This is a genomic window from Bradyrhizobium sp. CCBAU 51753, from assembly GCF_015291565.1.
Taxonomy (GTDB): domain Bacteria; phylum Pseudomonadota; class Alphaproteobacteria; order Rhizobiales; family Xanthobacteraceae; genus Bradyrhizobium; species Bradyrhizobium ivorense.
Window position 1 is genome coordinate 7089922 of sequence record NZ_CP030037.1, and the last position, 24075, is coordinate 7113996.

General features: G+C 64.6%; 25 protein-coding genes and 1 tRNA gene. 14 read left to right on the plus strand and 12 right to left on the minus strand.

Annotated elements, in window-relative coordinates; all coding sequences use genetic code 11:
* Positions 1 to 257 precede the first annotated feature (257 nt).
* The 4 genes from XH93_RS32450 to XH93_RS32465 all read left to right on the plus strand — a co-directional run bounded on the left by XH93_RS32450 (position 258) and on the right by XH93_RS32465 (position 2587).
* Positions 258 to 662 carry a DUF350 domain-containing protein gene (locus XH93_RS32450; protein ID WP_194470574.1) on the plus strand — a complete coding sequence of 135 codons (405 nt, stop codon included), beginning with the start codon at positions 258 to 260 and terminating at the stop codon, positions 660 to 662.
* A gap of 2 nt (positions 663 to 664) precedes the next feature.
* Positions 665 to 1084 carry a hypothetical protein gene (locus XH93_RS32455; protein WP_194470575.1) on the plus strand — a complete coding sequence of 140 codons (420 nt, stop codon included), beginning with the start codon at positions 665 to 667 and terminating at the stop codon, positions 1082 to 1084.
* Between the two features lie 75 nt (positions 1085 to 1159).
* The gene (locus XH93_RS32460) at positions 1160 to 1405 is read left to right on the plus strand and encodes a hypothetical protein (protein WP_194470576.1); all 246 of its coding nucleotides are present in this window, start codon (positions 1160 to 1162) and stop codon (positions 1403 to 1405) included.
* Positions 1406 to 1429: 24 nt separating this feature from the next.
* Complete coding sequence (locus tag XH93_RS32465) at positions 1430 to 2587, plus strand: glutathionylspermidine synthase family protein (protein ID WP_194470577.1); 1158 nt, start codon at positions 1430 to 1432, stop codon at positions 2585 to 2587.
* A 485-nt stretch (positions 2588 to 3072) separates the two neighbouring features.
* Here XH93_RS32465 and XH93_RS32470 read toward each other — a convergent pair whose 3' ends face one another.
* The 6 genes from XH93_RS32470 to chpT form a co-directional block, all read right to left on the minus strand.
* Positions 3073 to 3939 carry a protein-glutamate O-methyltransferase CheR gene (locus XH93_RS32470; protein ID WP_194470578.1) on the minus strand — a complete coding sequence of 289 codons (867 nt, stop codon included), beginning with the start codon at positions 3937 to 3939 and terminating at the stop codon, positions 3073 to 3075.
* Positions 3936 to 5108: a chemotaxis response regulator protein-glutamate methylesterase gene (locus XH93_RS32475; protein ID WP_194470579.1), complete on the minus strand. Its 1173-nt coding sequence runs from the start codon at positions 5106 to 5108 to the stop codon at positions 3936 to 3938. The genes XH93_RS32470 and XH93_RS32475 overlap by 4 nt, the downstream gene beginning before the upstream one ends.
* A 76-nt stretch (positions 5109 to 5184) precedes the next feature.
* The gene (locus XH93_RS32480; protein WP_139485826.1) at positions 5185 to 5550 is read right to left on the minus strand and encodes a PleD family two-component system response regulator; all 366 of its coding nucleotides are present in this window, start codon (positions 5548 to 5550) and stop codon (positions 5185 to 5187) included.
* A gap of 61 nt (positions 5551 to 5611) precedes the next feature.
* Positions 5612 to 6082, minus strand: a complete 471-nt coding sequence (locus XH93_RS32485; RefSeq protein ID WP_194470580.1) for a chemotaxis protein CheW — start codon at positions 6080 to 6082, stop codon at positions 5612 to 5614.
* 77 nt (positions 6083 to 6159) lie between these two features.
* Positions 6160 to 8883 (minus strand): hybrid sensor histidine kinase/response regulator, encoded by a 2724-nt coding sequence (locus XH93_RS32490; RefSeq protein WP_194470581.1) that lies wholly within the window; start codon positions 8881 to 8883, stop codon positions 6160 to 6162.
* A gap of 192 nt (positions 8884 to 9075) precedes the next feature.
* Entirely contained in the window at positions 9076 to 9720 is a 645-nt protein-coding gene (gene chpT, locus XH93_RS32495) for a histidine phosphotransferase ChpT (protein WP_139864044.1), read from the minus strand.
* Between the two features lie 258 nt (positions 9721 to 9978).
* Here chpT and cysQ point away from each other — a divergent pair, with 258 nt between their 5' ends.
* A complete protein-coding gene (cysQ, locus tag XH93_RS32500; RefSeq protein WP_194470582.1) occupies positions 9979 to 10806 on the plus strand; it encodes a 3'(2'),5'-bisphosphate nucleotidase CysQ in 828 nt (275 codons plus the stop codon).
* Here cysQ and XH93_RS32505 read toward each other — a convergent pair whose 3' ends face one another.
* Positions 10807 to 11271 carry a YHS domain-containing (seleno)protein gene (locus XH93_RS32505; RefSeq protein WP_194470583.1) on the minus strand — a complete coding sequence of 155 codons (465 nt, stop codon included), beginning with the start codon at positions 11269 to 11271 and terminating at the stop codon, positions 10807 to 10809. It abuts the gene before it with no gap.
* A 151-nt stretch (positions 11272 to 11422) separates the two neighbouring features.
* On the opposite strand from XH93_RS32505, the gene XH93_RS32510 reads away from it, so the two are divergent.
* The 3 genes from XH93_RS32510 to XH93_RS32520 all read left to right on the plus strand — a co-directional run bounded on the left by XH93_RS32510 (position 11423) and on the right by XH93_RS32520 (position 13675).
* A complete protein-coding gene (locus XH93_RS32510) occupies positions 11423 to 12028 on the plus strand; it encodes a DUF1134 domain-containing protein (protein WP_139864041.1) in 606 nt (201 codons plus the stop codon).
* A 141-nt stretch (positions 12029 to 12169) separates the two neighbouring features.
* Entirely contained in the window at positions 12170 to 13453 is a 1284-nt protein-coding gene (locus tag XH93_RS32515) for a hypothetical protein (protein WP_194470584.1), read from the plus strand.
* A 147-nt stretch (positions 13454 to 13600) separates the two neighbouring features.
* Positions 13601 to 13675, plus strand: a tRNA-Val gene (locus XH93_RS32520).
* Positions 13676 to 14106: 431 nt separating this feature from the next.
* Here the strand turns inward: XH93_RS32520 and XH93_RS32525 are convergent.
* Positions 14107 to 14244: a hypothetical protein gene (locus XH93_RS32525; RefSeq protein ID WP_172627081.1), complete on the minus strand. Its 138-nt coding sequence runs from the start codon at positions 14242 to 14244 to the stop codon at positions 14107 to 14109.
* A 1661-nt stretch (positions 14245 to 15905) separates the two neighbouring features.
* On the opposite strand from XH93_RS32525, the gene XH93_RS32530 reads away from it, so the two are divergent.
* Both XH93_RS32530 and XH93_RS32535 read left to right on the plus strand, forming a co-directional pair.
* On the plus strand, positions 15906 to 16142 hold the full coding sequence (locus XH93_RS32530) for a hypothetical protein (RefSeq protein WP_139485817.1): 237 nt from the start codon (positions 15906 to 15908) through the stop codon (positions 16140 to 16142).
* Between the two features lie 421 nt (positions 16143 to 16563).
* Complete coding sequence (locus tag XH93_RS32535) at positions 16564 to 17349, plus strand: DUF427 domain-containing protein (protein ID WP_194470585.1); 786 nt, start codon at positions 16564 to 16566, stop codon at positions 17347 to 17349.
* A 20-nt stretch (positions 17350 to 17369) separates the two neighbouring features.
* Here the strand turns inward: XH93_RS32535 and XH93_RS32540 are convergent, their stop codons facing one another.
* Complete coding sequence (locus XH93_RS32540; protein WP_210340409.1) at positions 17370 to 17750, minus strand: hypothetical protein; 381 nt, start codon at positions 17748 to 17750, stop codon at positions 17370 to 17372.
* Between the two features lie 206 nt (positions 17751 to 17956).
* Between XH93_RS32540 and XH93_RS32545 the strand changes: the two genes are divergently transcribed.
* Both XH93_RS32545 and XH93_RS32550 read left to right on the plus strand, forming a co-directional pair.
* The gene (locus XH93_RS32545; RefSeq protein WP_194470587.1) at positions 17957 to 18328 is read left to right on the plus strand and encodes a DUF4118 domain-containing protein; all 372 of its coding nucleotides are present in this window, start codon (positions 17957 to 17959) and stop codon (positions 18326 to 18328) included.
* 173 nt (positions 18329 to 18501) lie between these two features.
* Complete coding sequence (locus XH93_RS32550) at positions 18502 to 18720, plus strand: hypothetical protein (protein ID WP_139485813.1); 219 nt, start codon at positions 18502 to 18504, stop codon at positions 18718 to 18720.
* Between the two features lie 286 nt (positions 18721 to 19006).
* On the opposite strand, the gene XH93_RS32555 is transcribed toward XH93_RS32550, so the two are convergent.
* Positions 19007 to 19543, minus strand: a complete 537-nt coding sequence (locus XH93_RS32555; RefSeq protein WP_139485812.1) for a hypothetical protein — start codon at positions 19541 to 19543, stop codon at positions 19007 to 19009.
* A gap of 105 nt (positions 19544 to 19648) precedes the next feature.
* Complete coding sequence (locus XH93_RS32560) at positions 19649 to 21196, minus strand: acetolactate synthase large subunit (protein WP_194470588.1); 1548 nt, start codon at positions 21194 to 21196, stop codon at positions 19649 to 19651.
* 225 nt (positions 21197 to 21421) lie between these two features.
* Between XH93_RS32560 and XH93_RS32565 the strand changes: the two genes are divergently transcribed.
* Positions 21422 to 21991: a L,D-transpeptidase gene (locus XH93_RS32565; protein WP_371814834.1), complete on the plus strand. Its 570-nt coding sequence runs from the start codon at positions 21422 to 21424 to the stop codon at positions 21989 to 21991.
* A 93-nt stretch (positions 21992 to 22084) separates the two neighbouring features.
* A complete protein-coding gene (locus XH93_RS32570) occupies positions 22085 to 22885 on the plus strand; it encodes a DUF2927 domain-containing protein (protein WP_194470589.1) in 801 nt (266 codons plus the stop codon).
* 235 nt (positions 22886 to 23120) lie between these two features.
* Here XH93_RS32570 and XH93_RS32575 read toward each other — a convergent pair whose 3' ends face one another.
* A complete protein-coding gene (locus XH93_RS32575) occupies positions 23121 to 23939 on the minus strand; it encodes a helix-turn-helix domain-containing protein (protein WP_194470590.1) in 819 nt (272 codons plus the stop codon).
* Between the last annotated feature and the right edge of the window lie 136 nt (positions 23940 to 24075).

The window sequence follows — 24075 nt, forward strand, 5'->3', positions numbered from 1 at the left end:
CGGGTTGGGCTTGCCGTGCCAAGTGTCGACCGGCCGGGCGTGGCCGGGCGGTCGCCAAGCCGACGGCATTTCACCACAGGTTGTATTTCGTATAGATGACGATTCCAGATTATCGTGTGAAGCGGCTCACAGCCCGGGCAGCATTTGAGGCGCGCGGCGTCCGCAGCCCCAACGGGCGGGGAGATCGAACCTGCGCTTCGCCATCTGCGACCAATCGGCTATAGAACAACGGCAAGCGGTAGTTCGGGCGCCACCTTATGATTCTGCAATCCCTCGCCGGCCTGCCGGCGTTTCTGGTGTATTTCTGCACGGCGCTGATCGCCGTGGTCGCCTACCTCTTCGTCTACACCCGCGTCACGCCGCATGACGAATTCCAGCTGATCCGCGACAACGATCCGGCCGCCGCGATCGCGCTCGGCCTCAGCCTGCTCGGCTTCGTGCTGCCGGTGGTCAGCGCCATCGCCCATTCCGCCAATGTGATCGATTGCATGGTCTGGAGCATGATCGCGCTGATCGTGCAGATCATCGTGTTCTTCATTGTCAAAATCCCGGTGCCGAACCTGTCGGCGCGGATCGCAGCCGGCGAACTGGCGCCGGCGATCTGGCTCGGACTGTCCTCGCTGGCCGCAGGCGCGCTGAACGCGGCCTGCATGATCTACTGACGATGTCGCGCAAACCCGATCCCAATTTCGGCAAGCGCCGGCCGACCGTGCCGGCGGTGCCGCCGCGGCAGGGCCCGCCCGTCAAGCGCTCCAACCATGTCGCGCTGCTGGTGATGGGCACGCTCGCGGTCGGCGGCGGCGCCTACGCGCTGATGCCGCGGCAGACCTGCCAGCCCGTCCCGCCGCCGCAGCCGGGCGTGACCGCGCCCGTCACCCCGCAACCGGCCGACTGCGCGCCGCGCAGTTCGTCGTCCGGCGGCCATGGCGGAGGCGGCAGCGGGAGTTCGTCGCGCAGCAGCTTCTTCAGCAGCGATTCCTCCTCTGGCGGTTCGTCGTCATCCTCGTCGTCGTCCTCGAGTTCGTCGGTGAGCCGCGGCGGCTTCGGCTCGTTCGCGCATGCGTTCGGCTCGAGCGGCGGCTGACACAATCCCGGGCACGTGAGCGTGGCATGATCCGCTTTCGCTTGCCTGGCAGGCGCAGCTGAAGGAAACTCGACCATGCTCCGTATCGGGAAGGATCTCGCCATGAAACGCTCGCGCCGCGTCTGGCTGAAGCTGATGGGGAGCATCGCGGTCGGCGCGGCCTCGGTCGGCGTCACGCCGGCCGACGCGCGCAGTCGCCACCACCATGCGGCCGGAACGAAGCACAAGCCCAATCGCGAGGCCGTCACCGGCGGCTTCGGCAGCGCGCCGCGCAAGATCGCCCGCTTCGGCGACGACGATCCCTCGCACGGCGGCAGCTAACTCCCGGCGAACACGGTCCACCTCATGCAACGCATCGCATGCCCCGAGCGCGACGACTGGCGGACCACCGCCGAGAACGCCGGCTTCGTCTTCCACACCATCGACGGCGAACGCTATTGGGACGAGCGCGCCTATTACGCCTTCACGCTGGACGAGATCGAGCGCGCGATCGAGGCGCCGACCGGCGAGATCGACGCGATGTGCCTCGAGCTAGTGGGACGCGCCGTCAAGGATGAGCGCTATCTGCGCCGGCTGAAGATCCCGGAAGCCTTCTGGGCGCTGATCTCCGAGAGCTGGCGGCGCAAGGAGCCGAGCCTGTACGGCCGGCTCGATCTGAAATTCGACGGCAGCGGCCCGGCAAAGCTGCTCGAATACAACGCCGACACCCCGACCTCGATCTTCGAGGCGGCGGTGTTTCAATGGACCTGGCTCGAACAGGCGATCGAGCGCAACATCATCCCGAAGCGCGCCGACCAGTACAACTCGATCCACGACCGGCTGATCGAGGCCTGGAAGACGCTCGGCGCCACCCATCCGCTGCATCTCACCGGCATGACCGGCAATACCGAAGATGCCGGCACGCTCGCCTATCTCGAGGACACCGCGGTCCAGGCCGGCCTGAAGACGACGGTGCTCGACATCGAGGAGATCGGGCTCAACGACGACGGCCGCTTCGTCGATCTCGACGACCGGCCGATCCGGCTCGCCTTCAAGCTCTATCCCTGGGAGTGGATGTTCCACGACGCGTTCGGCAAGAACCTCGCCACCGCACCGACGCAATGGGTCGAGCCGCCGTGGAAGGCGATCCTGTCCAACAAGGGCATCCTGCCGCTGCTGTGGGAGATGTTTCCGAACCACCCCAATCTGCTGCCGGCCTATTTCGAGGACGACCCGCAGGCCGCATCGCTGGGCTCCTCCTTCGTGCGCAAGCCGATCTATTCCCGCGAGGGCGCCAACGTCGCCCTGATCAGCGCCGGCACCACGCTGGTCGAGCAGCAAGGGCCCTACGGCGCCGAAGGTTTCATCCGCCAGGCGCTGGCGCCGCTGCCGAATTTTTCCGGACAATATCCGGTGATCGGCAGCTGGCTGGTCGACCACACGCCGTGCGGCCTGTCGATCCGCGAGGACGAGAACCCGATCACCGGCAACACCTCGCGCTTTCTGCCGCACGCGATTTTGTAGTCTTCTTTCCCCGTCATCCTGACAAGGTGTGAAGCTTTTTCCTCACCCACCGCTGTCATCGCCCGGCCTGTGCGCAATTGCGCACATGGACCGGGCGATCCAGTACGCCGCGGCCTCTCGGTTCATCACCACCGCCTCTGGAATACTGGATCACCGCATGCGCGGGTGATGACACCGAGCAAGTTGAGCAAATCAACCCGTCATCCTGAGGCGCGAGCCTCTTCGGCGAGCCTCGAAGGATGAATCGGCCCCACTGTGGCCGTCGACCCTTCGAGGGCCGCTGAAGAAGCGGCCACCTCAGGGTGACGGGATAGGCATTAGCGCTCTTAGCTGTCGTCATTGCGAGGCGCGAAGCGACGAAGCAATCCATCGCTCCGAATATACGGCGCGATGGATTGCTTCGCGAAGCCTGTCATCGGGCGCGCATTCGCGCGACCCGTTGGCTCGCAATGACGTGGAGAGAGTTGTGACCGCCCCGCCTCTGCTCACCGCGCGGCCGAGGCCACCGCCTTCAGCACGTGTGGCGCGGCGCCGGCGCGGGCGACGGCGCTGCTCGGCTGGTAGAGGCCGCGGCGCTCCGGAAACGGCCTGAACACATTGGTGATGCCCACCACCGACTCCGCCGCGCCCAGCGCCAGCACGCCGTCGGGCTCGAGCATGCGCGCGATCTTGGCGAAGATGCCGGCTTTGGTGTCCTGGTCGAAATAGATCAGCACATTGCGGCAGAAGATCACGTCGAAGGTGCCGAGATGCGAGAGGTCCTGCAGCAGATTGAGCTGGCGGTGCTGCACCATGCCGCGGATGTCGGCATTGAGCTGCCAGAGCTCGCCCTTCTGCACAAAATACTTCACCAACATCTGGATCGGCAGGCCGCGCTGCACCTCGAACTGGCTGAACAGACCGGCCTTGGACTTCTCCAGCACCGCCTGCGACAGGTCGGTGGCGACGATCTCGATGCGCCATCCGGTGAACAGCGCGGTCATTTCCTTCAGCAGCATCGCGATCGAATAGGGCTCCTGCCCGGTCGACGAGGCCGCGCACCAGATCCGCAGGCTGCGGCGCGCCGCGCGTGCCTGCGCAAGCCCGGGCAGCAACTCCTTCAAATGGTCGAACGGGATCTTGTCGCGGAAGAAGAAGGTCTCGTTGGTGGTCATCGCCTCGACCACCTCCGACGTCAGCGGTTCGGCGCCGCCCTTCATCCTCTGCACCAGTTCGGGAATGCCGGCGAGGTTCGAGCGGCGCGCCAGCGGCACCAGGCGGCTCTCGACCAGATATTGCTTGTCGGCCGAGAGATCGAGGCCGGAACGCTCTTTCAGCAGCTTACGCAGATACTCATAGTCCAGCGGCGTCACGAACGGTCTCCCGAAAACACGCGTACAAGCTTCGGTGCGATCTGGTTGAGCGGCAGCACGGCGGCGCAGATGCCGGCGTTGGCCGCAGCACCAGGCATGCCCCACACCACGCTGGTGGCCTCGTCCTGCGCGATCACACTGCCGCCGGCGGCGACGATGTCCTTGCCGCCGCGCATGCCGTCGGAGCCCATGCCGGTCAGGATCACCGACATGATGCTGCCCTGCCAGACGTCGATCGCGGAGGTGAACATCGGATCGACCGCGGGCTTGCAGAAGTTGATCGGCGGCCCGTCGTCGAGCGCGATCACGGCGTCGATGCCGTGGCGGGCGATGCGCATGTGGCGGCCGCCCGGCGCCAGATAGATCTGGCCCGCCTTGATGGTCTCGCCGTCGACAGCCTCATGCGCCGGCCGCTTGCTGGTGCGCGCCAAATGCTCGGCGAGAATGGTGGTGAAGGTCGGCGGCATGTGCTGGGTGATCAGCACCGGGAAGCGATCGATCACCGATCCGATCTCGGCGACCAGCGCCATCAGCGCCTGCGGACCGCCGGTCGAGGAACCGACCAGCAGCACCTTCGGCGGCAGCAGCCCGAACGGACGGCGCGCGAGTTGCGCCGGCGCGGCGGGCGTTGCCGGCGCAGTGCCCGGAACCACGGCACGCGGCCTGTCATGGTTCGGCGCGAGCGGCGGGCTCGCGGTGTGTGGCCGGCTGCGCCGTGCCCTCGGTCCGAGATGGCGGATCTTCTGGATCAGATCGTGACGGAAGGTTTCGGCGGCAGTCGCCTCGCGGGTGCTTTCCGGCTTCGGAATGTAGTCGGACGCGCCGAGCGACAGCGCCTTGATGCTGATCTCCGCGTTGCGGCGGGTCAGCGTCGACGCCATGATGATGACGAGGTCGCGCTTCTTGGCGAGCAGTTGTGGCAGCGCCGAGATGCCGTCGAGGTCGGGCATCTCGATATCGAGCACCGCGACGTCGGGATTGATCCGCTCGAGCTGGTTGACGGCATCCAGGCCGGTGCGCAGCGAAGCCACGACCTCCATGTCGGGCTCGGCGCCGATCCAGCGCGAGATCATGCCGCGGATGACGACGGAGTCGTCAACCACCATCACCCGCACTTTGTCGGTGTGGGTCGACGTCGGGGACGCAGCACTTGTCAACGCAATACTCATGACTTCACCAGCGACGCAAACACTACGCACAACAACCGTTGAGCCGAAGGCTTCTGCCGCCGGATCAAGCGGTGATTTAAATCAGACCGACTTCCTGGAACTTCGCAGTGACGATGTCCCGGTCGAACGGCTTCATGATGTATTCGTTGGCGCCGGCATGCAGCGCCCGCGCGATATGCGCGACGTCGTTCTCGGTGGTGCAGAACACGACCTTGGGCTGATCGCCGCCGGGCATACGGCGGAGATTGCCGAGAAACTCGTAGCCGTCCATGACCGGCATGTTCCAGTCGAGCAGCACGGCATCGGGCATTCCGCGCTTGCAGGCTTCGAGCGCCTTGGCACCGTCCTCGGCCTCCGTGATCTGGAAATCGAGACCTTCCAGGATGCGGCGGGCAACCTTGCGAATGACGCTTGAGTCATCGACAACAAGACAGGTTCTCATCTGCGACCTCTGCTTCCTCATCCCCCGAGGGGATGGCTAGTTCTTCAGTTCTTCGCCCGGCTCACGCCGCCTTGGCGTCGGGCACCAGTTCGAGCACGCGATCGACGTCGAGCACGACCATGAGCTGGCCGTCGAGGCGGTGGACGCCGCCGGCGAGCTTGGCCATGCGCGGATCGAGGTTGACCGGGTTGTCCTCGCGGCCGGCATCGGGCAGCCGCAAGACTTCGCCGATCTGGTCGATCAAGAGGCCATAGGATTCGCCGCGCTGGTCGACGCCGACCGCCATCGGCGGCTGGCCGTCCTCGGCCTTCGGCAGCCCGAGCCGGGCGCGCATGTCGATCACGGTGACGATGCGGCCGCGCAGATTGAGCACGCCGGCGATCTCCGCCGACGACAGCGGCACCCGCGTCAGCCGCTCCGGCATGAACACGTCCTGCACCCGCGAGATCGGCAGCCCGAACAGCTGCCCGCCGATCACAGCGGTGACGTATTCGGCCATCGCGCCTTCGCCTGCTTCGGTCTTGCTGGTCATCGATATTGTTTCCCTCAAGTCCTTTGTCTGAGCATGATCTGATCGGAAAACCGCTTCACACTTTTCCGGATCATGCTCTACGCCGCGCGCCGCATCTCGGCGGTCTGCTCCTTCAGCGCCGCGATCAGCCCGGGACGATCGAACTTTGCGACATAGTCGTGGAAGCCGGCCTGCCGGCCGCGCTCGATCGCCGCCGGCGACACCATCGCCGACAGCGCGATGATCGGCATCGCATTGAGATTGTTGTCCGAGCGGATGCTCTCGGCGAACTCGAAGCCGTTCATCTCGGGCATCTCGATGTCGGTCAGCACCACATCGAAACTCTGGCCCGAGCGCAGCGCGGCAAGACCCTCCTGCGCGCTCGGCGCGGTCCGCACCCGGTAGCCCGCGGCCTTCAAGACCGGCGCCAGCATGTTGCGGAAGAAGGCCGAGTCGTCGACCAGCAGCACCGACTGCGCGCCCGCCGAGGGCCGCATCTCCTTGCGCGAGAACCAGTCGGCAAACGCCATGGGGAGGAAGTGGCCGACGTCGATCACCTCGGTGGCCTGGCCCTTGATCACGGCCGAGCCCAGAATGCCGTCCTGCGAGCCCGCCACCTCGATGTTGAGCCGTTCCTCGACGATGTCGATGATCTCGTCGACCACGAGCCCCATCGAGCGGCCGTCGTCGGCGAACACCAGGATCGGCTGGGTGCCCTGGGTCTGCACCTGGACGCCGGCCATCTGCACCAAGGGCATCAGCTGCTCGCGGTACTGCACCATGTAGCGACCGTTGCTGAGCTCGATCTTGTCGGTCGCGATCTCCTCAAGGCGCGTGACCAGGCTGAGCGGCACCGCCTTGGGCTGGCTCGAGCCGGCGCGGAACACGAGCAGCGAGGTCAGCTGCTCGCCGGAGTTGGCGTGCGCCGCGCTGTGATCCTCGGCGAGGTCATGCGCCGCGGCGCTGGAGGCGCCGAGCGCTTTGACGATGCCGTTGGGGTCGATGATCATGATCACCGCGCCATCGCCCAGAATCGTATTGCCGGAGAACATGTCGATGTGGCGCAGCTTCGTGGACATCGGCTTGACCACGATTTCTTCGGTGTGGAACACGCCGTCGACCACGATGCCAAAGGTCTGGCTGCCGACCTGCGTCACCACGATAAAACCGTTCTCGGCGTCGGTGGTGGTCGCGCCGTCGTCGATCTTGAGCAGCTTCTTGAGATGGATCAGCGGCAGCAGCTTGTTGCGCAGCCGCAAGACCGCGGTGTCCTTGATCCGCTCGATGCGGTGCTCGGAGTTGGCGCGGGCCCGCACCAGCTCGACCACGGAGAGCTGCGGGATCGCAAAACGGTCGCCGCCGGCTTCCACGATCAAGGCGGACACGATCGCCAGGGTCAGCGGGATCTTGATGGTGACGGAGGCGCCCTCGCCGGCCACGCTCTTGATGTCGATGGTGCCGCCGATCTGGTCGATATTGGTGCGCACCACGTCCATGCCGACGCCGCGGCCGGAGACCGAGGTGATCTGCGCCGCGGTCGAGAAGCCCGGCGCGAAGATGAACTTGTGGATCTGGGCTTCCGTCATCTTCTCCAGCTCGGCCTCGGTGACGAGACCGTTCTGGAGCGCCTTGGCCTTGATCCGCTCGGTGTTGAGCCCGCGGCCATTGTCGGCGATGCAGATGATGATGTGGCCGCCCTCGTGATAGGCGCTTAGGCGAATGGTGCCCTGCTCGGGCTTGCCGGCGGCAACGCGCTCCGCGGTGGTCTCGAGACCATGGTCGGCGGAGTTGCGCACCATGTGCGTCAACGGATCCTTGATCAGATCGAGCACCTGGCGGTCGAGCTCGGTGTCGGCGCCGTGCATCTCGAGCTCGATCTGCTTGCCGAGTTCGCCACTGAGATCGCGGACGATGCGCGGCAGCTTCTGCCAGGCATTGCCGATCGGCTGCATGCGCGTCTTCATGACGCCCTCCTGCAGCTCGGCGGTGACATTCGACAGCCGCTGCAGCGGCACCTTGAACTCGGTGTCCTCGTTGCGGCGGGAGATTTCCAGGAGCTGGTTGCGGGTCAAGACCAGCTCGGAGACCATCGTCATCAGATGCTCGAGGGTGTCGACATTGACCCGGATCGACTGGTTGGCGATCTTGTCGCCTTCCTGGACGTCGCTCTCGGCGGCCGCCTTGCGGGCCGGCTTCTTGGCGGCCTCGGGCTCTGCGGCGGTCGGCTTGGCGACGGGCGCCGGCGCGGCCACTTCGGTCTCGGTCTCGCGGAAGGCGCGCTCGAGCTCGTCGAGCGAGACCTCGCCCGGACGCAGCGGACGCTCCAGCGTCTGCACCACCAGCGTGCCCTCGGTGACATCAGGCTGCATCGACGGCGCTTCGACGACAGGGACGTCCTCAACCCCAGCAGCCGCGATCGGCAGAGCCGACGCTGACATCGCGGCCATGCCGCGCTCGACCATCGCTTCCAGCTGATCGATCAGGTCGCGGTCATTGCCCTCCGGCTCGGCCTCGGTGGCCTCCAACCCTGCAAGGATCTCCTTGATGCGGTCGATCGAGGACAGGATCAGCGTCACCGCTTCGGCCCTGACCGGCATGCCGTCGCGGAATTTGCCCATCAAGGTCTCGCCGGCATGCGCCAGCGCCTCGAGCCGCGGCAGCCCGAGGAAGCCGCAGGTGCCCTTGATGGTGTGCACCAGGCGGAAGATGTTATCGAGGATCTTGGCGTTGTTCGGATCCTGCTCGAACTGCACCAGCTGGTTGTCGACCGTGTCCAGGCTCTCGCTGCTCTCCGTCAGGAACTCGCGCAACAGATCGTCCATGAAACCAACCTTCAAATACGCAGCGGCGCGCGACATCGACGCGCCTGACGGAACCCGGCCAGCTTGGCCGCAAAGCGTTTAAGTTTGGTTGAGCAAATGGAAAAGAACGGGATCAACAAAGAGATAAGACCGCGCGATTCAATCGCGCGGTCTCTAGTAACCCCTGATTAATAAAGTGCCCGCCGATGCGCCTTATGCCGCAGCGACGATCACCTTGTCGCCGTCGAGCGTCAGCGTCACCTTCAGCCCGCAGGCTTCCGCGAGCAGCCGCGTGTAATGCGGCTGCACCGCATGCGCATCGACGGTGTTCGACGACGTCGCATTGAGCAGGTCGACGATGTTCTGCGGCACGCGGGCATTGAGACCGGCCGAGGTGATGCGGAAGCTCATCGTCTCGCCGTCGCCGACCGGATCGACGGTGAGTGCGCCGCCGCGCGGGATGGTCTGCTGCGCGATCACCAGCATGTTCAGCAGCAGCTTCACGCGATTTTTTGGCAGCAGCAGCCGCGGCAAATTCCAGGTCAGCGTGACCTTGCCGTCCTCGATGTGGCCCTTCGCCATGGTCTGGGCGTCGCCGAGGTCGATCTGCGCGCCGGAGGAACCGGCCGCGCCGAACGCCAGCCGGCAGAACTGCAGCCGCGCCGAGGCGGTCTTCGCACTCTTGCGGATCAGGTCGAGCGCGAACTCGCGATCTTCCGGCTTCGGATTGTCGTCAAGGACCTCGAGCCCGTTGACGATCGCGCCGACCGGACTGATGAGATCGTGGCAGACCCGGGAGCACAACAGCGCCGCGAGTTCGAGTGCATCGGGAGCGGGACCGGGAGAAGTGACAGACATTGATTGTTCCTGGAAAGCCGCACGCCGCGGGAGGAGTGCGAATCACGCATGCCTGTCGGCTTGATACACCGCGCAGACAGATGCTGCCAGCTTGCGGCGGGGCTGCTAAAGCATGATCCAGACCGGAACGGCCGCGTTAGCGCAAAGTGAAAACCGGTTTTCCGGAAAGATCATGCTCAAACAAGGGGATGACATCTATGATGCGATTGTCATCGTATCATAGATGTCAGGAAGAGACGAACAGGATATGAGACTGCCATGAAAGAGGTCCAGCAGCCGGCGATCGGCTGCGACAGCGCGGCGGCGCTGCTGGAATCACTGACCGAGCTGGTGATCCGGGCCGGCCAGGCGATTCTCGCCGTCAACCGTTCCACGATGAACGTTGCCGGCAAGAGCGACGGTTCGCCGGTCACCGAGGCCGATCTCGCCGCCGACCGCATCATCGTGGAGGGGCTGGGCCGGCTGGCGCCGCGGATATCGCTGCTGTCGGAGGAGCGCGTTCATCTCGCGAAGCCGCCCTACAAGGACAGTTTTTTCCTGATCGATCCGCTCGACGGCACCAAGGAGTTCGTCGCCGGCCGCGACGAGTTCACGGTCAATCTGGCCCTGGTCACCCACGGCGCGCCGCTGCTCGGGATCGTCGGGGCGCCGGCGCTCGGATTGATCTGGCGCGGCATCGTCGGCAAGGGCGCCGAGCGGCTGACGCTGAAGGACGGCGTTGTGACGCAAAGCGTGCCGATCAGGACCCGTCCGTGTCCGCCGCGCGGTCAGCCATGGACGGTGGCGGTCAGCCGCTCGCATGGCGATCCGCGCACCGAAGGCTTTATCGACGCGCGCGGCAACGCGGTCCGCGCCGTGCTGGGATCCGCGGTCAAGTTCGGCCGCGTCGCCGAGGGCGCGGTCGATATCTATCCCCGCCTCTCGCCGACATCCGAATGGGACGTTGCGGCCGGTGCCGCGGTCGTCGTCGCGGCCGGCGGCAAGGTGACCGGCGCCAACGGCGGTCCGCTGCATTTCGGACTTGGCCGCGAGGATTTTCTGGTGCCGGAATTCATCGCCTGGGGCGACCCGGCCGCAGTGGCCTGATCACTGCGCGAGATTTTCTTCCAGCTCGGGCCAGCGCGCGGCGGCCTCTTTCAGGAAGCGCGCCGGATCGGCCGCAAAGGCGTCGCGGCTGTTCTCCCGATTGAACAGATAGAGCCTGTTCCCTGATATCACCCAGAACCGCGGATTGCCGGCGCAGGCGACGCCGCGCACCAGGTCGGTCGGATCGTAGCCGCCGAACTGCGGACCATAGATTTCCGGATACGCCACGAACGAGGCGCGATTGCCTTCGTTGCGGAAGCGCCAGACCGCGCCGGCTTCGGCGGCCTCGAATTCAGGCCGTCCCTGGCTCGCCGCGGCATCGGTGAAATAGGCGACGGGATCGAATCCCTCGATCGCTAACCCCGAATAGCGGTTCGTCACCACGCGCTCGGTGGTGGCGGCCCGGGCGGCGGGGTCGGGCCAGCCGGCCGCCAAAATGCCCGCCAACAGGCCGAAAAAGGCCATTCGACGGCACCAACCATAGTTTTCCTGCCGTTGTGCCGTCATAGTTGATATCGATAACATCCGAGTCGAGGGGACACCGAGTGCAACCTAGAGCCGTTCTTGTTGGCGTCTGGTTAAGGGCAGCGCCGGATTTCGATAGCAGGGGTTCTTAATGAGATTCGCATCACGCCTTGCCGCGGTCGGCTTCGCCGCGCTGATGTGCTGGACGGCGGGGGCGTCCGCGCAGCAGCCTCCGCCGCCGCAATATCCGCCGCCACAGCGTGAACCGACCCCGTATACTTACGGGCCCGACGAGCTCGTCGGCGCCGGTCACAAGTTCTTCGGCAACGTTTCGCGCGGCCTCGCCTCGGTGATCGAGCGCGCGGTCAGCCAATGGGGCCTGCCCAACGGCTACGTGCTCGGCGAGGAAGGCTCCGGCGCCTTCGTGGCCGGGCTGCGCTACGGCGAAGGCACGCTCTACACCAAGAATGCCGGCGACCTCAGGGTCTACTGGCAGGGCCCGTCGGTCGGCTTCGACTGGGGCGGCGACGGCGCGCGCACCATGACACTGGTCTACAACCTGCCCTCGACCCAGGCGATCTACCAGCGCTTCGTCGGCATCGACGGCTCGGCCTATATCGTCGGCGGCTTCGGGATGACCGCGCTGACCTCCAACAACATCGTGCTGGTGCCGATCCGCTCCGGCATCGGTTTGCGGCTCGGCGCCAATGTCGGCTACCTCAAATACACCCCGCGGGCGACCTGGAACCCGTTCTAGGCCGTCGCCCCCCGCGGGGATAGCCGGCAGGCGATCCAGCGCGGTTAGCGATCAACGTTAACGCGGCAAACGGGCTGGCCTTGGGCCGGCCCGCCGTGGCATTGTGATTAACGAATTCCTTCTTCTGTGGAGCAACCCTTCATGATCGAACCGATCATGTACGCGGCGATCGGTTTCCTGATCTCGATGCTGTGTGGCCTGATGATCGTGCCGCTGGTGCACAACCGCGCGGTCCGGCTGACGACGCGGCGCCTCGAGGCGGCCACCCCGCTGTCGATGGCCGAGATCCAGGCCGACAAGGACCAGCTCCGCGCCGAGTTCGCGATGTCGGCGCGCCGGCTCGAGATGAGCGTCGACCAGCTCAAGAGCAAGACCACGAGCCAGCTCGCCGAGCTCGGCAAGAAGACCGATGCGATCAACCGCATGAAGCTCGAGCTTGGCGAGAAGAACGCCACCATCTTCGCGCTGGAGGCGCGCGAGAAGGCGATGAAGGAGCAGCTGCGCGCCACCGAGGAAGAGTTTTCCGCCAAGACCGAGCTCTTGCGCGCCGCCGAGCAGGCGCTCGCCGACAAGCAGGCCGAGCTCGGCAAGATCAATGCCGCGCTCAACGACCGCTCGATGACCGCCGACAGCCGCCAGATCGAGCTGGTCGCGGTGCGGACCCAGGTCGAGGAGCTGAAGAACCGGGTCGGCGATGCCGCCAGGGATTTTGCCGCGACCGAAGCCCGGCTCGCCCAGGAGCGCAGCCAGTCGGAGACGGTCACGCGTGACCTGACAGATGCGCGCGGCAAGGTCGAGAATTTGAGCCAGCGCGTCACCGATCTCGACCGCCAGCTGGTGGCGCAGGTCAAGGAAGCCGAGATGCTCGGCAACCGCGTCAGCGACCTGGAGACCCGGCTCGTGACCCAGGGCAAGCTGCTCGCCGAGCGCGAATACGAGAACGGCCAGCTCAAGCAGGCCAACGCCGCCGCCGAGCGGACCATGCAGGAACTGCGCGAGGAGATCGCCGCGTCGAGCGGCGGCAAGTCGCCGGCGCTCGAGAGGCTGCGCCAGGAGAAGGCGGCGGCCGAGGAGCAGCTGCGGATCGCCCGCGACGAGCGCAGCAAGCTGCAGCGCGACATCAACGCGATCCAGCAGCAGGCCGAAAGCTCCTGGGCCACCGAGCGCATGGAGAACGCGCTGCTGCGCGAGCGCATCAACGACATCGCCGCGGAGGTCGCCAAGCTCGCGATCCAGCTCGAGGGCCCAAATTCGGCGATCGAGGCCATGCTGGCGGCCGAGCCGACCGTGCCGGGAAAGACCGCCGCCAAGCCGGCCAATGGCAGCTCCGTCGGCGGCGCAATGCCCGAGGGCGGCGGCACGCTGGCCGAACGCATCCGGGCGCTGCAGTCCCACGCCTCCCGCGCCCGCCAGCAGGGCGCCTGATTTCCGACGGGTTCTTGTTGTTTTGCAGGCCTCGTTTCTCAGGTCTTGGCTTGACACCCCCACCCGGCACTTCGTAAATCGCACGCTCTGACGAAGCGCCTTGTTCGACCGGCCGCCGACCAGCGGCCCACCGCACGTCACAATCCCGGACGCATAGCTCAGCGGGAGAGCGTTCCCTTCACACGGGAGAGGTCCAAGGTTCGATCCCTTGTGCGTCCACCATCTAACCTGCTGAAATCATTGCGTTGTTGGAGCCAATCGAGGTTAGTCCATTCTGCAATTATCGGCTGAAATGGGCAGAACCAAGTAGCAACGCCCGTGGAAAATCCGTGGAATATGTTCGCTTCCCGTTCGCTGAGCGCGCCACGCGCTGGCGCTGTATTTCGTTTGGTACAATTTCATTGAGCCGCACAAGTCACTTAAGGGGCCCTACAAGAAGCGCCTAGAGGCCGCCAACTGAGGCGGCCTCCGTTTCCTACATCAATAGGGCGATAGCCATGATTGCGATGGGGCTCAGCCCGAGCGCCACGATGAGCGTGCTAAAAGGTAGGTCACCTCTCATGACACAACCCCTGCGTTTGGGGTTGGGACCCTATTCCTCATGCTGGGCGACCGCTGGTGCGATTTGTGCCACGGCACGGCCGGCCAAGCTCTTACAGGAACAAGGCCGCAGTCGCCACCATCGCGAGCGCGATCGAAATCAAGCAAGCAATGGAAATCCAGTCGTAGCGTTCGGTCATGTCGATACGCTCACCCGACGCGACCGCCTCGTCTTGATCAAGGTCAACCATATTCAGGTCATCTGATCTCTTAGGACCGGTATTCGCGATGCTTGCCCCGGCGGGGACCCCGCCTTGGCGGCCTTGTCGTAGTGCTCTAAAGCGAGAACCCGCAGGGCGGTGGCTTTGGCTGGGTCGGATTCAGTTAGAGCTAGCCGGGAGGCCAACTCTGCTTGGCGTAGATGATATTCAGCAGACCTCACGTCGTGTTCCCCGTACTCCTTTCGGTGACGGGATTCATGACGCTGAAAAAGGCAGACCGTTCCAAAGATTCTGTCCACAACAGCAGACAGGCTTTTTGTTCCACGGCTGACCCGGCCTCACAGCACGCGCTGGTATGCCTCAGTTTGAATTTGAACTACTTCCTCGGCTCTAACCGACCGACGCGCCTGCTACCGGACCAGACCTCGACGACGTGTTCATGGAGATACTTGCGCGCAGCCGACAAAGCCTCATCGTCAGTGAGGCATCTGACGTTGATTGACGGCGCGTCTATGTGCCCGTCATCGTCAAGAATGTAGATGCGGTACTCTTTCACGGCAGTCCACCCAAGCGGCAAAAGCATGCGCCGGGAACTCGCCGGAGTCTATATACACAGGATAATCATAATCCCGCGTCACTTTGCGAACGAACGATTGCACGAGGCCGCCTCAGACTGGCGGCCTCGCATAGCTCCATTCCTGCAATGGGACAATTTCCCGTAGCATTCCGGTGCAAGCTTCGCGCAACGATTGCTATCTCTCGCGCATGCCGAGCACCTTCAACCATAGAGGCGTCACGTTCGCCGTGAAACGCGTATACGACGATCAATTCGAGATCATCATTGAGATCGATGGAGAAACGACCAGCCACACGGTGCGCACACGCCTTACAGAACTTGCGAAGCGCCGCGCGGAGATACTGATCAATCGTAAGCTGCTGAAAAAGAAAATCAGACCCGTGTAAGGCCGGCGCAGTTTGTGGCCTCGTTCATTTGGACATCCCGAAGAAAAGAAACGGCCCCAGCGAGGGTACACGCTGAGGCCAAGGACGTCCGTCATGCAGAGAAAAGACGATCAATCGCCCAGAAAGGCAACGCAACCAAGAACGAGCACAATGAAGGATGCCGCAACCAGCACCATGTAGCTGTACTCAACGTCATCGGCGTGATCGATCTCGGTCATGACGGCCACCTTAGCGCTCGGATCGCTAGTTTGCATTACTTATGCGCGTCAGAAATGATGCCCTAATTCAAAGAACGGCCCCGGCGCTCCACCGGGGCTGGCTGGCAACGCGCCAGAGCCGTCCCCACAAGGCGCTCCGGCGGGGGAGCGCCGACTTCATCGTACCGGGAGAATGCGTCAATCCAGGCTGCTCACCCGGATTACTCCTGCGCGATAGCCGATTTGGTACATGAACCTTGGCATACGGTGTGCAGACTTACTCTTGTCAGGATTTTGCACTCCTTCCTGGGGCTAGGGCCAACGCCGTCCGCGTGTATTCCGAGCGGACGGCGTTGTGCTGTCTGCCCAATAAGAAGCCCCCGGCGTGGAGGCCGGAGGCCTAAATCCGGCGTTCTCCGTGGGTGAACAGAATTCCTCGCCGCGCGCTTCGGAAGCTGGCTCTCCGGCTGAGCCTAGGAACGAACTCCGCGCCTCTGCTGTTGCCCGCGGTGACGGCCGATGGAGGCGTTAGTGGCGCGCTACTTCTTCGACATCAGGGACGTGACCGGGCTCTACCCCGACGAAGAGGGCATAGAGTTCCCAGATCAGAAGGCGGCGGAGGTTGAAGCCGCACGCACCTTGGCAGAGATAGCCAAAGACGCGGCTCCGATGGATGAGCGGACCGACGTGATAATCGAAGTGCGAACGGGGGCCGGCCCCATTTTCAAGGCCGCATTTATTTTTGAAACACGCGCCCCTAAGCAGTAAGGCCGCTCAGTGGGCGGCCTCTTCCATTCAAATACGCCTTCCTTCAGCGCTTGACGTTAGGCGGTTCATCATCCTCCCACTCCAGCTCGCAGACAATCCGAGCTTCCACGCTCGTTTCAACGGTGAAATATTTCGCGTGCTCGGCGAGAAGTCGTTGTGCCGCCTCCTCAGCTTCATTCAATCACTTACGGACTGAATAAAACGCGGCTGATCACCAGCCGCGGCCCTGATGTCATTCGGCTCCCGATCGCACCGGCGCGAGAAGTGCAGCACGACTGAAGCAATCGCGGCAAACGGCCCAAAGCGGCTGCGATCATCATCTGGTAGGATCTGCCGTGAGCTGGATGCAGCTCTGCGGCACGATCGCTCGCTCGGAGATCACCCGCGCGGGATCCAAGGGTCAAACGTAAGGAGCTTCGAGATGACTGAGGCGCTCGCACGACCGGTCGTTCCATCCGCCGAGGCGCGGGCCCGGCTCAAGGAGGGCGTACACATCGAACGCAGCCCTCGCCGGGTGCGGACGTATTTTGGCGGCAAGCTGATCGCGGACAGCGAGCACGTTCTCCTCGTCTACGAAACGAAGCGGCCGCCGGCCTACTGGTTTCCGATTGCGGACGTCCGGATGGAGCACCTGGAGCAGCCACAGCAAGGGGCGGACACCATTCGCTGGCGCCTGGTCGTGGGGGATCGCATCGCCCCCAACGCGGCCCGCGCTTACGTCAAGCCGACCGATGATCGAGCCGCACTCGAGGGCCACCTTACCTTTTTCTGGAATGAGATGGACGCGTGGTTCGAGGAGGATGAGCAGGTCTTCGTGCATCCCCGAGATCCGTACACACGGGTCGACACCGTCCACAGTTCGCGGCATGTACGCGTGGAGATTGACGGCGTGACGCTGGGTGAAACGCGCCGGCCCATCCTGCTGTTCGAGACCGGGCTGCCGACCCGCTATTACATCCCGAAGCTCGACGCGCGCATGGATCTGCTCGAACCCACGGACTCGGTGACACGATGCCCGTACAAGGGCGTCGCGCGCTACTGGTCCGCCCGGGTCGGCGACAACCTCGTCAAGGATATCGTGTGGAGTTATCCGGCGCCAATTCCCGAGTGTCCGAAGATTGAAAATCTGCTCTGCTTCTACAATGAGCATGTCGACCTGTACGTCGACGGGGTGCTGCAGGATCGACCGATCACGCCGTTCTCTTGAACGTCGAGATCCCGCTCAAATCACCTTTCCGACCGGCCTCGCGCGTTGCTCACCGGCACGGCGCGCGGCCGGGGCGATGACGGCTGCTCCGGCCGGCGGTGGAGCTCGCCGAGCAGGTCGCGGACGGCGCCGTCGAATTCGTCGGTCCGCGGGTGGCGATCGGCCGGCTGCGCGGCGCCCGGCCGTTGCCGGCGGCGGCCGGAGACATCGTCATTGGCGGCAACGAGCAGGCCCTCGAGATTGATGGCCTCGTCCCGGCCGGCGGCGGCCACGGGCTTGCGCTGCTGCGGACGACCCTCACCGCGCGCAGCCCGGCGCCGGCGCCGGGCGACGATCCCGCGCACGACGAATCCGGCGCCGTAGCCGAGGCCGAAGGTGAGAAGAATGATCAGAAGTCCCATCATCATGGTGTCGTCCCTCGATCACCCTGCCGCAGCGCAATAAGCGCGACAATGCGGCAGGGGCTTGACCACCGCGGGGTTCCCCGGTGCGGCCAATGGTGCGATGGCCGATCCCGGCCAGGCGCACCCCACGGACTCCTACGGACTTTTTTTTACAGGCATGCTCGGATAGCTTCCCGGAACTTCGCGGGGGCGGGGAAATCTTGATGCGTAAGGGCAATGACTACATTCTGAGCCTGCGGCCGTGGTCGTGGTCGACGTTCGTGGTGGCCCTGCTGGCCGTGGCCCTTGCCGCCGCGATGCAGGAGATCTTCGCAAGCTTCGGCTTGCAGCTCTATTTCGCCGGCTTCGTGCCGGCGATTTTGATTGCCGGTCTGCTCGGCGGCGCGCCCGCCGGGGCGTTTGCCACCATCGTCACGGTTCCGATCGTCTGGTGGATGTTCATGCCGCCCTATTTCGATTTCAGCTGGCCCACCGCGGCCGACTATGACCGGCTTTCGACGTTCCTGCTGTCGAGCGCGCTGCTGGTCTGTTTCTCGCAGCTCTATCGCGAAGCGCTGGTCATCCTGCGGAAGTAAGCCCGGATCACCCCCGGCGACCCCCGTCCCGCACCGTCAGCGATGATGCCGGCAACGGCTGCCGGCCGCCGCCGTTCACATACACTTCACGGACTGCTGATCCGTGTAGCGGAACCCTGCGACATTCTGTCCCGTTAAGGCCTGCCGGACACCAACAAACGGGAGACCTATCGATGCGAACTCTGATCCTCGCCGCCACCGCGCTTGCCTTCGTCTCGTCCACCGCACTAGCGCAAGACAAGGCCGGCAGCCCCGCGCCAGCGGCGCAGAGCGGTGACACCATGTCGAAGGGCGAGGCGAGCAAGATGGCGCCGAAGAAGGCGAAGAAAACCGCCAAGAACACCGCCAAGAAATCCGGCGCCAAATCCGGCGAGGATGCCACCAAGCAATAACAATCGCGCGTCCGCACGCACAGAAAAGGCCGCCTTACGGGCGGCCTTTTCGCTGTGCGGATTGCGATCGAGCGACGGCTCGGATCGGCGAATTGAAGTGCGGCAGGGGGAGCGAATGAAGTTACAGAACCGGCAATCCGCACCGCCATCGGATCGTACTGAAAAACGACCACCAGCCCCAGAAATTGCTCCACCTGCCGCAACTCTGTTCTGACGCGACAGCACCAGCCGCGCATGATCCAAACGGGCTATCACAGCAAAACACCGTAATGATCCGGCAATACGCTTAATGCTGCGCGCCGTGGTCACGCCTCGCCGCAAGCGAGTTCGCACGCAGCTGCTCGGCAAACCACAGCGATACCACGCGCTCGTTCACGCCACCGACATAGACCTCGGAAGAGCTCACGCCGTCACGCGCGAGCGTCAGCAGCAGGCCGGTCGCATAGGCGAACCAGACATTTGGATCGGTCAAAGCCTGCAGCTTGTGCTGATCGTGCTCGATCGGCTGGTGATTGCTGTCCTTGCGCAGCTCGATCGCGAGCAGATTGTTGGGAATGTCGCGCTGATGCACGACAATGTCCGGATAAATCGACTTGCCGAGATGGTCGTCGGTCGAGACGATCGAGCCGCGCGGCAGCCGCAGCGTGCGTTCGCCGAGCCGATCGTAGTTGCAATCGACCTGCCAGCCGGAAAATTGCCGCTCGACGTAAACCGCAAGGCGGTGAGTGAGTGTCCGCTCGCCGAGATCGCGCTCCAGCAGGAAATGCTCCTGCGCGTAAAACTCGGCGAGCGCGGCGATCACCTTGTTCAGCTCGGTCTGCATGACGCCTCCGACCAAACCAGACCGCCGCCGCGGCCGATTTCATTGCGCATGATCCGTTGGAAAACCGGTCTCCATTCTTTCGGATCGTGCGCCAGATGAGAAGCTCTACATCTGCACTTCGATCAGCCGCGGCCCCGGTTCCGCGACGGCGTCCGCCAGCGCCTTGTTGAACTCGTCGGCGGTGGTGACCGCAACGCCCGGCACGCCCATGCCCCTGGCGAGATCGACGAAGCCGAGCGTCGGCCGGTCGATCTTGAGCATGTCCTGCGCCCGCTTGCCCGGCTCGCCGGCGCCGACGCCGTCGAACTCGCCGCGCAGGATTTGATAGATGCGGTTGGCGAACACGATGGTGACGACGTTGAGGCCCTCGCGCGCCTGCGTCCACAGCGACTGGATGGTGTACATCGCGCTGCCGTCGCCGACCATGCAGATCACCTTGCGGTCCGGACAGGCCACCGCCGCGCCGGTCGCGACCGGCGTCGAGAAGCCGATCGACCCGCCCATGTTCTGCAGCCAGTCGTGCGGCCTGGCGGCCGCGGTCGGCGGGAAGAAGCCGCGTCCGGTGGTGACGGATTCATCGACCATGATGGAGTTGTCGGGGATCGCACAGGCGATCGCCTGGGCGATCGTGGTGTGATTGAGCGCGCCGGTCGGCTTGACCAGTTCCTGCAATGCCTGCGGCTTGACGTCGGCGGCGGTGGCATGCAGCGCCGTGGCGAGCGCCTCGAGCGCGGCAACCGAGTTCTCGCCCCACGACGTCACGCGATGCACCTCGCAGCCCTCGGCCTTCAACATGCTCGGCTTGTTCGGGTAGGCGAAGAACGCCACCGGATCGTTGGCCTCGACCAGCACGATGTGACGAAACTTCTGCAGGATCGGCAGCGCCTGTTCGATCACATAGGGGATGCGGTTGATCGAGAAGCGGCCGCGGCCGCGTGCCATGCGCGGATGATAGGTCTGGCCCATCACGGTGCAGCCGGTCTTGCCGGCGATGCGCTCGGCCAGCGCCAGCCCCTGCGCGGTCAGCGCGCTGCCGGTGACGAGCAGCAGCGTCTGCGCGGCATCGCCGTGCAGGACCCTTGCGGCGGTCTCGACCGCCTGCGGCGAATAGCTCGGGCGCTGGGTGTCGGCCGGCACCTCGGCGACGCTGTCGGCCTCGTTCCATGCGGTATCGGCGGGCAGGATCAGGGTTGCGATCTGCGGCGGCGCGCTCTTGGCGGCGGCGATCGCGGCGGCGCCGTCGGATGCCACCGACTTCGCATCCGGTGAGGTGCGCACCCAGGACGACATCGGCCGCGCCAGGCCCTCGATGTCCGAGGTCAGCGGCGCGTTGTAGCCGATGTGGTAGGTCGCGTGCTGGCCGACGATGTTGACGATGCCGGAATGCGCCTTCTTGGCGTTGTGTAGATTGGCAAGGCCGTTGGCGAGGCCGGGCCCGAGATGCAGCAGCGTCGAGGCGGGCGTGCCCTTCATGCGGAAATAGCCGTCGGCAGCCCCCGTCACCACGCCCTCGAACAGGCCGAGCACGCAGCGCATGCCGGGGACCTTGTCGAGCGCGGCGACGAAATGCATCTCCGAGGTGCCCGGATTGGTGAAGCAGACGTCGACGCCGCCCGCAACCAATGTCCGCACCAGGCTTTCCGCACCGTTCATGGCCTCGCTCCCGCTTCGAGATGTTCTTCTGACCGGTCCAGATCAACCATTGTTCATTCGCTTCGTCAAAGGTTTGGCCGGGCAATGCAGCCATCGCTTCCGATGTGTTGCCTTTTTAAACCGTGTTGCCGGAAAGTAGTACGGCTCACGGCTTCGTCGCTTGCGCGAGGCCGTCGATTATGGCCTTTCTGGCCTGGTATTTGATTGTTCGCGAGGACGATGACGATGCGCCCGATTGCCCTGATGTTTGCCGCGCTCACGGTGCTGGCAGGCACCGGCCAGGCTCTGGCCGAGAGTACTGATTTCCGCGACTTCTTCGGCGGCGGTTCGACCTATTACGGCAGCGGGGCAAGTTCGATCCCGCGCACCACCGTCAACTATCCGACCAATTACGCGCCCGGCACCATCGTGGTGAATACCGCCGAGCGCCGGCTCTATCTGGTGCTGCCGGGCGGCGAGGCGCTGCGCTACGGCATCGGCGTCGGCCGCGACGGTTTCCGCTGGAGCGGAACCCACCGCATCAGCGCGAAGAAGGAATGGCCGTCGTGGACGCCGCCGTCGCAGATGCTGCGTCGCCGCCCCGATCTGCCGCGCCACATGAACGGCGGCGTCGAGAACCCGCTCGGCGCGCGGGCGATGTATCTCGGCTCGACGCTGTACCGTATCCACGGCTCGAACGAGCCGGAGACGATCGGCCAGGCGGTCTCCTCGGGCTGCTTCCGCATGACCAATGACGACGTCGTCGACCTCTACAATCGGGTCTCGGTCGGCACCACCGTGGTGGTGAAGAACTGATCGCGTCGAGTTCAAAGGAACCCGGCACGGCCATGCGGCATGACCGCTGATCGCGCCTTGCGCTGCCGCACGCGTTGCGGCAGCGTCGTCAGAATGCGCCAATCCCGCCCTTCGATCCTGCTCTTCGTCGCCGCTTCGCTCGCGGCACTGTGCACTGATGCCATCGTGCCGGCGGCCGCCGGCGAGGTGCCAGCCGTTGTCGCACGCCAGCGCAACGAGAAGAAGGTGTTCACCGACACCGAGATCGTCGAAGGATTCCTGAAGACCGCGTTCGGCGCCGAATATCACCTCGCCGGCCGGGTCGATCGCATCAGAAAATACGACAGCCCGGTGCGGGTGTTCGCCGACGGCAGCTTCGCCAACCGCAAGGCCCAACTCGCCAAGGTGGTCGCCGATATCCGCGCCAAGGTCCAGCATCTCGACATCGCGATGACCGAGGACAGCGAGGCCGCCAACGTCGTGGTCAAGCTGGTGCGCGACCGCGACCTCTATCGCACCATCACGACCTTCTACGGCCGCGAGCGCGCCAAGGAGATCCGCTCCTCGCTCGACCCGCAATGCCTGTCCGGCTTCCGCAAGAACGAGAACTACGAGATCGAGCATTCCGACGTGATCCTTACCGTCGACAATGGCGACTTCGTCTTCCTCGACTGCGCCTATGAGGAGCTGCTGCAGTCGCTCGGCCCGATCAACGACACCGCGACGGTGCCGTGGACCATGTTCAACGACAGCGTCTCGATGGGCTATTTCGACGTCTACGACCAATACCTGCTCAACCTGCTCTACGACCCCCGCATCAAGCCCGGCATGACCGTGCAGGAGGTCCGCGCCCTGCTCCCCGACGTGCTCACCGACGTGCGTGCCTGGGTGAAGAAGGTGAACCATCTGGAGTGAGGTGGTAGCGACGGCTTGAGCGCGATGCTCCACCCACCGCTGTCGTCCCTGCGAAAGCCGAGACTCATGCGCCGCGTCAAAAAGCGGTGTCATCACCCGCGCAGGCGGGTGATCCAGTATTCCAAAGATCGTAATGCTTGAGCCGAGAGGCCGCGGCGCACTGGATCGCCCGGTCGAGCCGGGCGATGACAGCGTGGGTTGGAGACGCAGCTTCGCATTCATTCACCACCACGACCTACGCCCGCGGACTCGCCGACACCAACCCCTGCCGCTCGGCCATGTAGCGGCCGGGCGAGGTGCCGAGCGCCTTTTTGAACATGGTGACAAAACTGCCGGCGTTTTCGTAGCCGAGGTCGATCGCGACCTGCTGCACGGTGGCGCCGTCGGCGAGCCAGCGCAGCGCGAGCATGATGTCGAGCTGCTGGCGCCAGCGACCGAAGGTCATGCCGGTTTGCTGCACGATCATGCGCGCCAGCGTCCGCTCGCTCATGCCGGCGCGGCGGGCCCAGATCTCCATCGTGCCGTGATCACGCGGATTGTCCATCATCATGCCGGCGATCTTGCGCAGGCGGCTATCGGCCGGCATCGGCAGATGCAACTCGCCGACGCTTGCGGCGGCGACCTCGTCGAGCAGCAGCGTGACGAGATGGCTTTCCGGGCCCCCCTCGGGATAGACGAGCGGAAAGCTCGCCGAGCGGATCATCAGCTCGCGCAGTAGCGGCGTCACCGAGATCGTGCAGCAATTCGCCGGCAGGTTCGGCGCCACCGCCGGCTCGATGAAGGCATTGTAGCCCTCCAGCGAGCCGGCCGCCTTGACGCTGTGTGTCACGCCGCCGGGAATCCAGATCGCGCATCGCGGCGGCACGATCCACAGCCCGCCTGCGAGCTCGCAGGTCAGGACGCCGCGCATCAGCAGAATGAGCTGCGCCTTGCGGTGCTGGTGAAAGTCGAGCTCGATCTCGCCCGTGACCACCGTCGCGCCGATCGTCACCACCGGCGCCGCCAACGTATCCGGATCGGTGAACGGCTTGTTGAAGTCCGTGATCATCGGCATGGCGGGCTCGGCCAAGTTTAGAGAGGTTCAATCGCGCTGGCAGGATCTCGCAATATTCTGTCAGAACTCCCCAATGGCGCCAATGCCGCTGCAGCTTACCTAACCGGTGAGATCCCAAGCCGTCGCCCTCGCCAAC